We start from the raw sequence: 13,517 nt of genomic DNA, 5'->3' as shown, positions 1-13,517 counted from the left end.
AACACTTCCTGCCCCACGTCGAAAAACCGCGCCAGTTTCCGGCTCTGGCTAACTGAACTTCCCGCAATGGCGCGGCCCCGACCCGGAAATGAAACCGGCCCGCTGGTGGGCGGGCCGGGGCGCATTACTTGATGTTGGAAACGTCGAAGGTAGTTTGCTGGGCCACGAAGCCCGGTAGCTGCGTGCGGCGCAGCAGCGCGGCCAGCGGCGGTGGCAGCTCGGCTACTGTGAGCGGCTGCAGCGGCCGGGCCACGAGGTAGTAGCGCGGGTCGTGGTGGTCGTGGAGATTGGTTTTGGCGAACGAGAACAGGCCGCTGCGGGCGTAGCGGGCGGCGCCGGGGTAGCCGCCATCGGCCGCGTCGGTGGTGGCCTGCGCCCCGCCGGCCGCCGGCTCCGGCCGCGTCAGGAAATACTGGTGCAGCTCCAGCAGCGCCGCCTCATCCGCCGCCACCGATTCGGGCAGGACGCCGCCGCCGGAAGCTACGTGCAGGATGTGGCCGGCCTCGTCGGTGGCAAACCAGTCGATATCGGTGTCTTCTTGCTCTGTTTGGTTGATGCGCATGAAAATCTGAGTTGATGAGTAGGCTTGCTGGGTGGCTGGCCCGCTATGGGTGTTGTTTTCGGTCTGTGCTGGCCGGCTGCCCGGTTGCTGCCGCCGGCGGCGCCGTCAGGAAATCTGCACTACGCCTTCGATGTGGGTGAGGGCCCATTGCTCCAGCTGCTGCAGAATGGGGGCCAGCTGCTGGCCTTTGCCGGAAAGATGGTAGGTAACTTCGGGCGGAAAGCCGTTGTGCACGGTGCGCTCAACCAGTGTGGCCGCTTCCAGCTGGCGCAGCTGCTCCAGCATCACCTTCTTCGACACCCGCGGAATCTCGCGCCACAGCTCGCTGAACCGCCGCGGCCCCGCCGATAGATGGAAGATGATAATCGGCTTCCATTTGCCCGAAATCTGGTCGAGCGCCACCTTGGCGGCGCAGCATTCGATGTCGTGGTAGGTGTGGCGCATGGCGGCGAAACGAACAGGTAAACAGGTAACCAGCCGGTAACCTTCTTGAGCCCACGGCAGGGCGGGGGTACCTTTAGCCCGGAGGAGGCTGGCGGTCGGCAACGGCGGCGGCTTCCAGTCAAGGTAGTGCTTAACCCCCTTTTTCGATGCAAGTTCAACTAATTCGCCATGCCACGCTGCTGCTGAAAGTGGCCGGCAAAACCATCCTGGTAGACCCCATGCTGGCGCCCCGCTTCCAGTACGACCCCGTGGCCATGTCTGCCGGCACCAACCAGCGCATTCCGCTGGTCGACCTGCCTTTTGCCTCCGCCGAGCTGCCGCAGCTGCTGGCCTCGCTCGATGCCGTGCTGCTCACCCACACGCATCGCGACCATTGGGACGCCGCCACCCAGGAGCTGCTCGACAGACACCTGCCCATCCTGGTGCAGCCCGCCGACACGGAAACCCTGCGCGCCCAGGGCTTCACGAACGTGCTGCCGGTGGAAAACCAGCTCGACTGGGAAGGCATCCGGCTGTACCGCACCGGCGGCCAGCACGGCACCGGCGAAATCGGGCAGAAGATGGGCACCGTTTCGGGCTTTGTGGTGGAGGCCGACCAGGTGCGCCTCTACATTGCCGGCGACACCATCTGGTGCCCGGAAGTAAGCGCCGCCCTCGACCAGTACCAGCCCACGGCCATCGTGCTGAATGCCGGGGCGGCCCAGTTCCAGGTCGGCGACCCTATCACGATGACGGCCGCTGAAGTAGTGCAGGTGGCCCACTACGCGTCGCAAGCCACGGTGCACGCCGTGCACACCGAAACCGTCAACCACTGCACCGAAGACCGGGCCACCACCCGGGCGCAAATAGCGCAACACGACCTCACCGCCCGGGTACACGTGCCGGCCGACGGCGAATGGCTAACGCTGTAGAAGCACAAGTAGCACCTCCCCACATGGCAAAAGGCCGCAGCACCAAACGCCCCGCCACAAAAGCAAAACGGCCCGTCACTGACGGGCCGTTTTGCTTTCAGGTGGTGCCAGTGGCACACAGATACTCCGGCTTCATTCCAGCAGCGCCGCCACCGACCACCTAGCTACTGACGCTGCCTGAAGCTACGTGCAGGAGTTGCCTGGCCTCGTCGGTAGTTGGCTGTTGTTAGGGGAGATCCGCATGCGTGTCTGATTCAGTGGCTTGTTCCCAGCGGGCAATCAGCATTTGCAGTCTGGTAGGTGCCGTGCTTCAGGCTAAAGTAAAAGCAGGATTTTTTGGCTAAATACTGCTGATAGACTTTCGTAAAGTCGTCATCTAGCGAGGTTATGTAGCCCTGGTTCACTGACTTGTTCAACGTGATTATACCTGTGCAGCGGCCTTTTTTTAGTACGAAAGCAGTGATGAAAAAAGGGTTGCTACCAGACAGCAGCTTCCCACGGTCATCTACAACCGGAATAGTGATGAAGGAGGCAGATGCGTGGGCCTGCTTCCGCGACTGAAAAAAGCTGATGCCTGAAGCGGGGTCAGAAGGCATTAGCCAGGTCTGCTGACGAAAGAAACACTGCCGGAGTATCTGAAGCTGCTCACGGTTGCCTACATCTTTGCTTGCTTGGGCAAAAGAGTGGCAAGGCATAAGGGCAACGCAAAGTGCTCCAATAAATCCAGGTGTTAATCCATAAAACAGGCTTTGGCAGACTCGCACAAACTGCCGCTCATTTATTCTGCTTTTTGGATTCTTATTCTGCATAGCAAAGTGTATTTAGAGGTGCCTATACACTGCTTGTTGTTTGGTTTTTATGCCATGTTATTCCGGTTTTCAATATGGCCTAATATGCGTTCATGTAATCTGTTCTCAATATGCTTGCTCTCTGATATATTCGATACGGTCGTACCATTCATAAACCAGTAACTGCGCCCGTCGTCAAAGTGTATTTTTGAATAGAATACACTGGCCTTGGATAGTGACTTGTAATCTTGAAACGAATAATGTCTGGTTAATAAAATATGCTCAATTGCTATGCTCTTCTCCATGAGAGTGATGTTGGGTATAAGAATCATAGCTAGTGACAGGAAAAATGCAAGTATGCAAATAATTGTCATGATTGGCTCTTGTTGATGCAAAAGGCCTTAAGTGGCTATTGTCGCCATCATAGGAAGTATAAGTAATAAAATAATCCATTTTTTAATTTAGATGAGTGGAATCCTGCAGGAGTATTTTGCATAATTTATTAGGCTTTATGAATTGCTGATACAATCCCCCAGCTTCTCCAGAATCTCCTGCGCCGCCACGGTAATGAAGGCCTCGGCACCATCATTGCCATAGCGGCGCAGGAGTTGCCCTGCCTCGTAGGTGGCGAAGCAGTTAATGTCGGCGTCGAGTTGGTCGGCAGGGGAGATGTGCATGAAAGATAAACTAATTTGCTTCGGTTGAATTACCTTCTAGCTTTAAACCCCTTTATTTTAAAGGGGCATAAATAGTTTTTAGCTTCACGATACTTGTCAGGATGCCCTATAGTGTTAATGTCAGGAGCGGTATCCTTGTGGCGAACGGTGCCTCCAAGTACAATAATTTCTGGGCGACACCTTGCCATTCGACTGGCTACCGTATCTGCCATAGAAAAATAACCAGCTCCGCTAACGTTTAAAACCCGGAGTTTAGGAAACATGCAAAAGTCAATCGGTGGAGTTTTAAAACGGTTAAAGCGGAAATACTCACCACCACCTCGCCCCTGCATATGGAGATATCCTCCCGCTGGTCGGTGTTTAAGGTGAAGTTCATATTTCCAGGCGCGAGGATAGAACCACAAATTGCGCAATTTCATGCCCAACAAAATGGCTTCAACATTTTGAAGTCTAGCCAATGAACCTGGAAGGCTATCCAAGTTTTGGCCGCGTAAATCAAGGACGCGCACTTTATCAGGCTGTTGAAGTGCAGTTGCTAAATCATTATACACGCCCCGTCGTTGTGCTTGCGCACTCAAGCATATCAAAGAAAAAATGAGAAATAATGCTGGTTTTGTCATGCATTTAAACTGAATCTACTCCCCCAGCTTCTCCAGAATCTCCTGTGCGGCAATGGCAATGACGGTGCCGGGGCCGTAGACGCCGGCCACGCCGGCGTTGTAGAGGAAGTCGTAGTCCTGGGCCGGGATGACGCCGCCGGCAATGACGAGGATATCGTCGCGGCCGAGCTGCTTGAGGTCGTGGAGCAGCTGCGGAATCAGGGTTTTGTGGCCGGCGGCGAGGCTGCTCACGCCCACTACGTGCACATCGTTTTCGGCCGCCTGGCGGGCTACCTCGTCTGGGGTCTGGAACAGCGGGGCAATGTCCACGTCGAAGCCCACGTCGGCGAAGGACGTGGCAATGATTTTGGCGCCCCGGTCGTGGCCGTCCTGGCCCATTTTGGCCACCATCATGCGGGGGCGGCGGCCTTCCTTCACGGCAAAGGCATCGGCGGCGGCGCGGGCCTTGGCAAACTCCTCGTCGTAGTCCATCTCGGCCGAATACACGCCCGAAATGGCGCGAATGGTGGCTTGGTGGCGGCCATATACTTTCTCCAGTGCATCGGAAATCTCGCCCAGCGTGGCGCGGTGGCGGGCGGCCACTACGGCCAGGGCCAGCAGGTTGTCGGCGCCGGAGCGGGCGGCTTCCGTGAGGGCCTCCAGGGCGGCCTGCACGGCGGCCTGGTCGCGGGTGGCGCGGATGGTTTTCAGGCGCGCAATCTGCGACTCGCGCACGGCGTCGTTGTCGATGTCGAGCACGTCGAGCTGCTGCTCCTCGCTGGGGCGATACTTGTTCACGCCCACAATGATTTCCTTGCCCGAGTCGATGCGCGCCTGCTTGCGGGCCGCGGCTTCCTCGATGCGCATCTTGGGCAGGCCGGTTTCAATGGCCTTGGCCATGCCGCCCAGCTCTTCCACTTCCTGCATCAGGGCCCAGGCCTTGTTGGCCAGCTCGTGCGTCAGGGTTTCCACGTAGTAGGAGCCGCCCCAGGGGTCTACCACGCGGGTGATGTCGGTTTCGTGCTGGAGGTAGAGCTGGGTGTTGCGGGCAATGCGGGCCGAGAAGTCGGTGGGCAGGGCAATGGCCTCGTCGAGGGCGTTGGTGTGCAGGCTCTGGGTGCCGCCCAGGGCCGCGGCCAGGGCTTCCACGGCGGTGCGGGCCACGTTGTTGAACGGGTCCTGCTCGGTGAGCGAGTAGCCCGAGGTCTGGCAGTGCGTGCGCAGGGCCAGGCTCTTAGGGTTCTGAGGCTCGAACTGCTTCAGCAGCTTGGCCCACAGCATGCGGCCGGCGCGCAGCTTGGCAATTTCCATGAAGTGATTCATGCCAATGGCCCAGAAAAAGCTCAGGCGGGGCGCAAACTGGTCGATGGTCATGCCCGCTGCCAGACCGGCGCGCACGTACTCCAGGCCGTCGGCCAGGGTGTAAGCCAACTCGATGTCGGCGGTGGCGCCGGCTTCCTGCATGTGGTAGCCCGAGATGCTGATGCTGTTGAATTTAGGCATGTGCCGCGCCGTGTAGGCGAAGATGTCGGCAATGATGCGCATGCTCGGCAGGGGCGGGTAGATGTAGGTGTTGCGCACCATGAACTCCTTCAGAATGTCGTTCTGAATGGTGCCCGCCAGCTTCTCCGGCCCCACGCCCTGCTCCTCGGCCGCCACAATGTAGAACGCCAGCACCGGCAGCACGGCCCCGTTCATGGTCATGCTCACCGACATCTGGTCCAGCGGAATCTGGTCGAACAGAATCTTCATGTCCTCCACCGAGTCGATGGCCACGCCGGCCTTGCCCACGTCGCCCACCACCCGCGGGTGGTCGGAGTCGTAGCCGCGGTGCGTAGCCAAATCGAAGGCCACGCTCAGGCCCTTCTGGCCGCCGGCCAGGTTGCGGCGGTAGAAGGCGTTGCTTTCCTCGGCCGTGCTGAAGCCCGCGTACTGCCGGATGGTCCAGGGGTTCTGCACATACATGCTAGCGTAGGGCCCGCGCAGAAACGGCGCCTGCCCCGCCCCGAACCCGAGGTGGTCGAGGTGCTGCACGTCGTGGGCGGAGTAGTGGCTTTGGAGCTGGATGCCCTCGGGCGTCACGGTGGCCGCCTCAGCCGCCGGAGTAGCCGGCAGCGGCGCGTCGTTGTAGGCTATCTGGGAGAAGTCGGGTTTCATCTGGGATTGGGACGGTGGGTGCTAGCTGTCATCCTGAGCCGAGCGAAGGAACTTATCACGTTGGCACGAGACGTAACAACTATGGTCGTTCGAGTGGCATAAGGTCCTTCGCTCCGCTCAGGATGACAGGGACCTGTGACCTAAAATCTATTTCTTCCCCTGCAGCCGCGCCAGCACGTCTTCGGTGCTGTAGCCCTGCACGGTGAATTCCTGGAAGCCGAACACACGGACGGCTTCCTGCAGCGTGGCCAGGTCGGCGGTGAGCAGGGTGGGGGGCAGGAAGTCGGCGTCGTCGGGGATGTTGCGGACAAAGCGCGCGAGGCGGGCAAACTGTTCAGGTGTGGCGTACATCAGCGTGGCCTGCTCGGCTGAGGAAAACAGCACCGACAGCGTGCCTTCCGGGTGCGACTCCCGCAGCTCGGGCCGCTCGGCGGCCGGCAGCAGCCGCAGAAACGACTCCACAATCAGCTGGTTGGTGTGGGCGCCCAGCAGCACCACCGTTGCGCGCTTCTTCTTTTTCTCGCGCCGCTCGAAGTGCAGGCTGGTAGCCAGCCGCAGCACCTCCGACGGATACGTGGCCCGCGTAGAGTCGAACTCCGGGCTGCGCAGCAGCTTCTTGGGGTTGAAGCTGAATTTCTCCTTAGGATTCTGAAACCGGTTGGTGCCCACCACCACCTGCTCGCCGTTGGCGATGCGCCGGAACTGCGCCTGCGCGGCCTGGTGCAGCTCCTGCATGGCCAGGCCAATGGCCGCCGGCAGGCCGCCTTCAGCCTGCAGCCGCTGAAACAGGGCCCAGGCCTCGCGCGCTAGCGTGTCGGTGAGGGTTTCGAGGTAGTAGGAGCCGGCGGCGGGGTCAGCTACGGCGCCTAGGCCGGCTTCTTCGCGCAGCAGCACCGAGAGGTTGCGCGCCAGCCGGTCCGAAAACTCGTTCGGGGCTTGGTAGAGTGCATCGAAGGGGCGTACGCTGAGCACGTCGGCTCCGCCCAGCACAGCGCTCATGGCCTCGGTGGTCACGCGCAGCAGGTTGGTGTGGGAGTCAAGAGTGGTCTGGCTCCAGGAAGCGGTTTCGGCCAGGATGGGCACCTGCGCCGCTTCGGGCGGCAGGCCGTAGGCGTGGCAGAGCGTGGCCCACACCTGGCGCAACGCCCGGAGCTTGGCCAGTTCGAAAAAGTAGTTGGGGTTGGTGGCTGTGTGCACCCGCAGCGCCGCCGCCACGTCGGCCACGCTCAGCGTGTCGTCGGGCAATTCGCTGAGGTAGGTGGCCGCTGCTGCCAGCGCAAAGGCTATCTGCTGCGAGGCCGTGGCGCCGCGGTTGCCGTAGTAGGCCACGTCCAGCGTGAGGGCCCGGAAATCGGGCATGCCTTTGGTGAGATGCAGCACCTCGCGCAGCTCCCGCAGCTGGCCCGTCAGGTCAGGCAGGTGGTTGGTAATGGGGTCGAATTGCAGAAAGCCGCGCAGCATGGGCGTGCCGGTTTCCAGCAATTGCCGCACCAGCGCGGCGGGGCTGGCCGTGAGCGAGTAGCCTATATAGGTGTCGGCGAGGGGCAGCTGCTCGTGCAGAAACTCCACGTCGAACGCCGCGGCATCGGCCAGCACGAAGTGGGCGCCCTCGGCCCCGCGGGTCAGGGCCTCGGCGGCGCGCCGGATGGCGGCGTGGCCGTTATTGAGGGCCGGCACGGCGTAGGCGGGCACGTTGCGCCAACGGTTGCCGGCCGTAAGGCGCAGCTGCGGGGCGGGTTGCTCGGGCAGGGCGTCCAGGGCTTCGCGGTGGTAGAAGGGCTCCAGCGTGAAGCCGTCGGGGGTGAGCCAGCGCAGGGTGGCCGGGTCGGCGCCCTTCAGGTCCCGCTCGATGCGGGCCTGCCAGGCGGCTGTCGTGACAGGTTCAAACTCCGAAAAGGTGACGGGCGCGAAATGCGGCGTATCGGACATAGCCAAAGGCACAGAGAAAGTGGGAAGGGAACAGGCGGGTTAAAGATACCGCATCAAGCCGGAAAGGCCGGTAAATAATGCGGGCCAGGGCAGCGCCCGCTCGCCCGGCACCACCTTGGCGTGCACCGGCCGAATAGTCGGGCGGGCAGATTACCTTTGCGGTCCGTTTCTTCCCTGACCTGATGCAACTCCTTCGTTCCCGGACGGCTGCGCTTAGCCTGCTGGCGGCTGTGGCCCTGTTTCCTGCCTGCCAGCGCGCCACCTACGTTGCCAAGCCGCAGCTGGCCCCCACCACGGCCCAGCCCGTAAGCAGCAGCCTGCCCGACGACGCCACGGCCGCCGCCACCATTGCGCCTTACCGCCAGCGCGTCACCGAGCAGATGACCACCGTGCTGGGCACGGCTCCGGTGGCCATCACCAAGAATCCGGGCGAGTCGCCGCTGGCCAACTTCGTAGCGGATTTGCAGCGGGTGCGCGCCGCCCGCGAAACCGGCCAGGCCATGGATCTGGGCGTGATGACCAATGGTGGCCTGCGCGCCCCGCTGCCGGCCGGTGCCATCACCACCGGCTCGGTGTTCGAGCTGATGCCGTTTGAGAATGAGCTGGTGGTGCTGGAAGCTCCCGGCGAAGTGGTGCAGCAGCTCTTTACCTATGCGGCCCGCGTGAAAATGGCCGTGTCGGGCGCCACTTACACCGCTACGGCGGATGGCAAGCCCACCGATATCCGCATCGGCGGCCAGCCCTTCAACCCCGCCCAGGACCGCCTCTACACCATCGCCATCAGCGACTATCTGGCTGGCGGCGGCGACCAGCTCACGTTCTTCAAGGCCCTCAAGCCCCGCGGCACCGGCGTGCTGCTGCGCACCGCCATCATCGACCACATCCGGGACCTCACCAAAGCCGGCAAGCCGGTAGAGGCCAAAGCCGAAGGCCGCGTGAAATTCTAATGTGCTGGTTGCTGATGGGTTGCTGTGCTGAGTTCGTTCAGACAGCAAGCACAGAACTCATCTATGCCGCCGCCGCACATAAGTACATCCACACATCAGCAAATCAATACCGTGAATCGTCGCGACTTTCTGAAAAATAGTGGCCTGGGAGCCGCCAGCCTGGGTTTGTTGGGGTTGAACAGCCTACCGGCCGTAGCCGCCGATGCCAAAGCCGGTCGCCTGGTTATTCTGCACACCAACGACATGCACTCGCGCGTGGAACCCTTCCCGGCCAACGCCGCGCAGTGGGCCGGCATGGGCGGCATGGCCCACCGGGCCGCGCTCATCAAGCAGATCCGGGCCCAGGAGCCCAACGTGCTGCTGCTGGATTCCGGCGACATCTGGCAGGGCACGCCCTACTTCAACTTCTTCCAGGGCGAAGTGGAGTACAAGCTCATGACCCAGATGGCCTACGACGCCAGCACCCTCGGCAACCACGACTTCGACAACGGCCTCGAAGGCCTGCAGAAGCAGCTGCCCAACGCCGGCTTCCCGTTCCTGATTGCCAACTACGACTTCTCCGATACCATTCTGGCCGGCAAGTTCCAGCCCTATAAAGTGTTCGAAAAGGCCGGTCACCGCATCGGGGTGTTCGGTATCGGCATTGAGATGGCCGGGCTGGTGGCCGACAAGAACTTCGGCGCCACCAAGTACCTCGACCCGATTGCGGTAGCCAAAGACATGGTGGCCAAGCTGCGCGGTGCCGAAAAGTGCGACCTGGTGATCTGCCTGTCGCACCTGGGCTACAAGTACGAGTCGGCCAAGCTCGACGACTTCAAGCTGGCCGCCGGCGCCCCCGGCATCGACCTGATTCTGGGCGGCCACACCCACACCTTCCTGGAAAAGCCCGACGTGGTGGTAGCCGCCAACGGCCATCAGACCCTCATCAACCAGGTGGGCTGGTCGGGCATCAACCTCGGCCGCCTCGACTACACGTTTGAGCGCGGCACCCGCCGCCCAAGCGTGGCTGCGGCCGCTGTAGTGCCCATTCAGGCAGCCTGATAAAAGCCGGACAAATACAAGGGGCAAAACGGTTTTTTCTCTCCTGACTTTTCCACATTTTTGTCTCCCTTTGGAAAAAACGGGCCCTTCCGGGGCCCGTTCGCGCCTCTGCTATTCTACCTAGACACCACCGAATTTCGTAACTAACTGCTTGATGCTGAAGGATTGCCGTACAGTCTGGGCCAATTGCCTTCGCGTCATCAAAGCGAATATTGGTGAGCAGAGCTACCGAACGTGGTTCATGCCCATCATGCCGGTGCATTTGCAGAACAACGTGCTCATCATTCAGGTGCCGAGCACGTATTTCTACGAGTTTCTGGAGGAGCACTACGTGGAGGAGCTGAAGCGGGCCATCCACCAGGAGCTGGGCCCCGACGGGCGGCTGGAATATAGCATCGTGGTCGACCAGGGCAACAGCCAGAACCAGCCCCGCACCCTCAACCTGCCCACCGCCCGTAAGGCCGCCGGCCCCGCCGATGTAGCCACCCCGGCCGCAGCCTTGGCCAGCGGCCCCATGTCGTCGTCGGCGCGGCACGTGGCGGGCGCGGCGGCGGCGCCGGTTTCGTCGGCCACCACGCTGCGCAACCCCTTCGAGGCCAGCAAGGCCATCGACCGCAACTATCTGCACTCGCAGCTCAACGGCAGCTACACCTTCGAAAACTACATTGAGGGCGACTGCAACCGGCTGGCGCGCTCGGCGGGCCTCGCCGTGGCCAACAAGCCCGGCACCACCAGCTTCAACCCGCTGATGGTGTACGGCGGCGTGGGCCTCGGCAAAACCCACCTTGTGCAGGCCATCGGCAACCACATCAAAAGCTCCAACTCCGACAAGTTCGTGCTCTACGTGTCGGCCGAGAAGTTCACCAACCAGTTCATCGAGAGCTTGCGCGCCAACGCCGTGCAGGACTTCGCGAACTTCTACCTGCTGGTGGATATTCTGATTCTCGACGACGTGCAGTTTCTGTCGGGCAAGGACAAGACGCAGGAGATGTTCTTTCACATCTTCAACCACCTGCACCAGGCCGGCAAGCAGATTGTGATGACCTCGGACCGTCCGCCGCGCGACCTGGTAGGGCTGGAGGACCGGTTGCTGTCCCGCTTCAAGTGGGGCCTGACGGCTGACCTGCAAAGCCCCGACTTCGAGACGCGCATGGCCATCATCCAGAACAAAATGCAGCAGGATGGCATCGACATCCCGCCGCAGGTGGTGGAGTACCTGGCGCACTCCGTGAACACCAACGTGCGCGAGCTGGAAGGCGTGCTGATTTCGCTGGTGGCCCAGAGCAGCCTCAACCGCCGCGAAATCGACCTGGAAATGGCCAAGCAGGCCCTGCGCCACATCATCGAGGAAGTGGAGGCCGAAGTCAACATCGACTTCATCCAGAAAACCTGCGCCGAATATTTCAGCGTGCCGCTGGATTTGCTGAAAGCCAAAACCCGCAAAAAGGAAGTCGTGACGGCCCGGCAGGTGGCCATGTACTTCGCCAAGGAGCACACCAGCCACTCGCTCAAGAGCATCGGCCACCACTTCGGCGGCCGCGACCATAGCACCGTCATCCACTCCGTCCAGACCGTGTCGGATTTGATTGACTCTGATAAGAACTTCCGCAGCCAGATTGTGGAGCTGCGCAAGAAATTTGCCGGCCGCTAGAGGCCTTATAGCCCATAAAAAAAGGCTTCCCGCTGGGGACGCCTTTTTTTATGCTGACGGCTGGCCGGCGCTACGCAACGGCCGGGCCTTCCACAAACGGAATCTGGTACTGAGCGGCGAAGGCGCGCAGCTGCTCCATGAGCAGGCGGCGGCGCTTGCGGCCGCGCACTTCGCGCAGGCTGAGCGCGTAGGTGCCGTCGTTGTGGGTATGCACGCGCACTTGGCGCGGCACCAACTCCAGCCGGCTGATGTTTTCGGCCGGAATTACCTGCTTAGCCCGGAACAGGCCAGCCTTGTGCACGATGTAGCCGGGCGTGAACTCCAGGTAGCTCTGCGTGCCGAAAATCGGCGCATTGTGCACCAGCACGTAGCCCACGTAGATCAGGCTGAACACCAGAAACACGTAGTGCAGGAAGTGCAGATCGTTGAGGCCCTGGTCAGTGACGATGAGCGCCACGGTGTAGGCAATCCAGAGTGAGCCGATGAACAGTTGCCCCCAAAACGGGATGCGGGAAGTGTTGGCGGGCTGAAGCCGGATGCGGGTAGAGGTAGTGGGCATAAAACGGTGATGGTCGCAACAAAAAGCAAAGAAAGCGAAAAACCGGCAACGCACGCGGCGCAGCCGGTTTTGCACGGATCGTCATTCCGAGCGCAGCGAGGAATCTGGGTAACTACTTGTGATGAATCCAGATTCCTCGCTACACTCGGAATAATACCTTACTTCAGCTTAGCCGCGGCCAGCTCCATTTCCGGTACGGCTTTCAGCAGGACTGAAATAGGGCAGTTTTCCTTGGCCTTCTCGGCGTACTGCTGGAATTCCTCCTGCGAGATGCCTTCTACTTGGCCTTCAGTGGTCAGGCTGATTTTTACCACTTTCGGCACCTCGCCCGAGGTGTCCAGGGTTACTTTAGACTCGGTGTGGATCTGCTTGACGGCTTTGCCATCTTTGGTGAGGATGCTGGTCAGGAACATGGTGTAGCAGCCGGCGTGGGCCGCGCCGATGAGCTCCTCGGGGTTGGTGCCTTTCTGGCCCTCGAAGCGCGCACCTACCGAGTAGGGGGCTTTTACGGTGCCGCTCTGGGTGGCAATTTCGCCGCTGCCTTTAATGTCGCCGTTCCAGACGGCCGTGCCACGTTGGTTGATCATGGGGAAGTAGAGTATGTTTGGAAGTGAGGGTTGCGCCGACGCGCAACTAGCATACTGCCTTACGGGAGCAGAGGTTTCTATACTCGCTTTCATGGACCGTAAACTTTACCCAACAATGCCATTGCCTTCTGCAGATCCACCTTCCTCATCAGATCCAAATAACTGGGTCATTATCTTGGGCTGGCTAGGATTTGTGCTTTGGAATATAGAGCTCTTATCGAGTTACGCTAAAGTTGAAATAGTCGATAGTACAGACCTTCGAACTTCCTTCCATATTCTACAGATAGGATTGGGCTGGTTATGGCCTATTGCCTTGGTCTTGAATTTCCGCGCTTCGACCTTACGTCCCGTCTTGCGGTATCTGTTGATGAGTATGGCAGCATTTCTGGCTGTGCCTGCATTCTTCTATTCCTTGTTGTTCTTGGGCGTTTACTGGATTGGTCAAGATGCAACTTGGCAGGACAAGCAGGTTCTATATCAAAGCACAACTGACGCAGATGTTCGAATAGCGGCACAATCCCGGGACGATGGTTTTGCAACCAGTTATCCGCAGCAGCGGATTGTTAAGCTCACCCCGTTATTGGACCTATGGCAGTTTGCTGAGCCAGTGGATACATCCTGTTTCAAAGCAACGGGATGGAAGAGAGTAGGCTACTAGTAGGCGA

General features: G+C 60.4%; 14 protein-coding genes. 5 read left to right on the top strand and 9 right to left on the bottom strand.

The annotated features are described in order from the left end of the window. Positions 1 to 124: 124 nt before the first annotated feature. Together O9Z63_RS12405 and O9Z63_RS12400 are read right to left on the bottom strand one after the other, a co-directional pair. Entirely contained in the window at positions 125 to 562 is a 438-nt protein-coding gene (locus O9Z63_RS12405) for a hypothetical protein (protein ID WP_270125541.1), read from the bottom strand. 105 nt (positions 563 to 667) lie between these two features. Continuing rightward, positions 668 to 1,006: a winged helix-turn-helix transcriptional regulator gene (locus O9Z63_RS12400; protein WP_044016514.1), complete on the bottom strand. Its 339-nt coding sequence runs from the start codon at positions 1,004 to 1,006 to the stop codon at positions 668 to 670. Positions 1,007 to 1,152: 146 nt separating this feature from the next. Here O9Z63_RS12400 and O9Z63_RS12395 point away from each other — a divergent pair, with 146 nt between their 5' ends. Continuing rightward, positions 1,153 to 1,917, top strand: coding sequence for an MBL fold metallo-hydrolase (locus O9Z63_RS12395; RefSeq protein ID WP_270125540.1), 765 nt, complete (start codon positions 1,153 to 1,155; stop codon positions 1,915 to 1,917). Positions 1,918 to 2,171: 254 nt separating this feature from the next. Here the strand turns inward: O9Z63_RS12395 and O9Z63_RS12390 are convergent, their stop codons facing one another. The 5 genes from O9Z63_RS12390 to O9Z63_RS12370 form a co-directional block, all read right to left on the bottom strand. Further along, the gene (locus tag O9Z63_RS12390) at positions 2,172 to 2,726 is read right to left on the bottom strand and encodes a hypothetical protein (protein WP_270125539.1); all 555 of its coding nucleotides are present in this window, start codon (positions 2,724 to 2,726) and stop codon (positions 2,172 to 2,174) included. Positions 2,727 to 3,214: 488 nt separating this feature from the next. Beyond that, positions 3,215 to 3,382 (bottom strand): hypothetical protein, encoded by a 168-nt coding sequence (locus O9Z63_RS12385; RefSeq protein ID WP_270125538.1) that lies wholly within the window; start codon positions 3,380 to 3,382, stop codon positions 3,215 to 3,217. Between the two features lie 29 nt (positions 3,383 to 3,411). Next, the gene (locus O9Z63_RS12380) at positions 3,412 to 4,002 is read right to left on the bottom strand and encodes a hypothetical protein (RefSeq protein ID WP_270125537.1); all 591 of its coding nucleotides are present in this window, start codon (positions 4,000 to 4,002) and stop codon (positions 3,412 to 3,414) included. A gap of 15 nt (positions 4,003 to 4,017) precedes the next feature. Then, a complete protein-coding gene (scpA, locus tag O9Z63_RS12375; protein WP_270125536.1) occupies positions 4,018 to 6,138 on the bottom strand; it encodes a methylmalonyl-CoA mutase in 2,121 nt (706 codons plus the stop codon). Positions 6,139 to 6,285: 147 nt separating this feature from the next. Beyond that, a complete protein-coding gene (locus tag O9Z63_RS12370) occupies positions 6,286 to 8,067 on the bottom strand; it encodes a methylmalonyl-CoA mutase family protein (RefSeq protein ID WP_270125535.1) in 1,782 nt (593 codons plus the stop codon). Positions 8,068 to 8,249: 182 nt separating this feature from the next. Between O9Z63_RS12370 and O9Z63_RS12365 the strand changes: the two genes are divergently transcribed. From O9Z63_RS12365 to dnaA, 3 genes are all read left to right on the top strand, one after another. Next, positions 8,250 to 9,014 (top strand): 5'-nucleotidase C-terminal domain-containing protein, encoded by a 765-nt coding sequence (locus O9Z63_RS12365; RefSeq protein ID WP_270125534.1) that lies wholly within the window; start codon positions 8,250 to 8,252, stop codon positions 9,012 to 9,014. Between the two features lie 111 nt (positions 9,015 to 9,125). Next, on the top strand, positions 9,126 to 10,055 hold the full coding sequence (locus O9Z63_RS12360) for a bifunctional metallophosphatase/5'-nucleotidase (protein WP_270125533.1): 930 nt from the start codon (positions 9,126 to 9,128) through the stop codon (positions 10,053 to 10,055). Between the two features lie 154 nt (positions 10,056 to 10,209). Beyond that, positions 10,210 to 11,706, top strand: a complete 1,497-nt coding sequence (gene dnaA / locus O9Z63_RS12355; protein ID WP_270125532.1) for a chromosomal replication initiator protein DnaA — start codon at positions 10,210 to 10,212, stop codon at positions 11,704 to 11,706. Between the two features lie 70 nt (positions 11,707 to 11,776). Here dnaA and O9Z63_RS12350 read toward each other — a convergent pair whose 3' ends face one another. Beyond that, positions 11,777 to 12,265: a hypothetical protein gene (locus tag O9Z63_RS12350; RefSeq protein ID WP_270125531.1), complete on the bottom strand. Its 489-nt coding sequence runs from the start codon at positions 12,263 to 12,265 to the stop codon at positions 11,777 to 11,779. A 158-nt stretch (positions 12,266 to 12,423) separates the two neighbouring features. Further along, positions 12,424 to 12,852 carry an OsmC family peroxiredoxin gene (locus O9Z63_RS12345; protein WP_270125530.1) on the bottom strand — a complete coding sequence of 143 codons (429 nt, stop codon included), beginning with the start codon at positions 12,850 to 12,852 and terminating at the stop codon, positions 12,424 to 12,426. Positions 12,853 to 12,943: 91 nt separating this feature from the next. Between O9Z63_RS12345 and O9Z63_RS12340 the strand changes: the two genes are divergently transcribed. Beyond that, entirely contained in the window at positions 12,944 to 13,510 is a 567-nt protein-coding gene (locus O9Z63_RS12340) for a hypothetical protein (protein ID WP_270125529.1), read from the top strand. Positions 13,511 to 13,517 lie beyond the last annotated feature (7 nt).

This window comes from Hymenobacter yonginensis, from assembly GCF_027625995.1.
GTDB lineage: Bacteria > Bacteroidota > Bacteroidia > Cytophagales > Hymenobacteraceae > Hymenobacter > Hymenobacter yonginensis.
The sequence above is the reverse complement of the archived record's forward strand: the minus strand, read 5'-3'. Positions and strand labels throughout refer to the sequence as shown.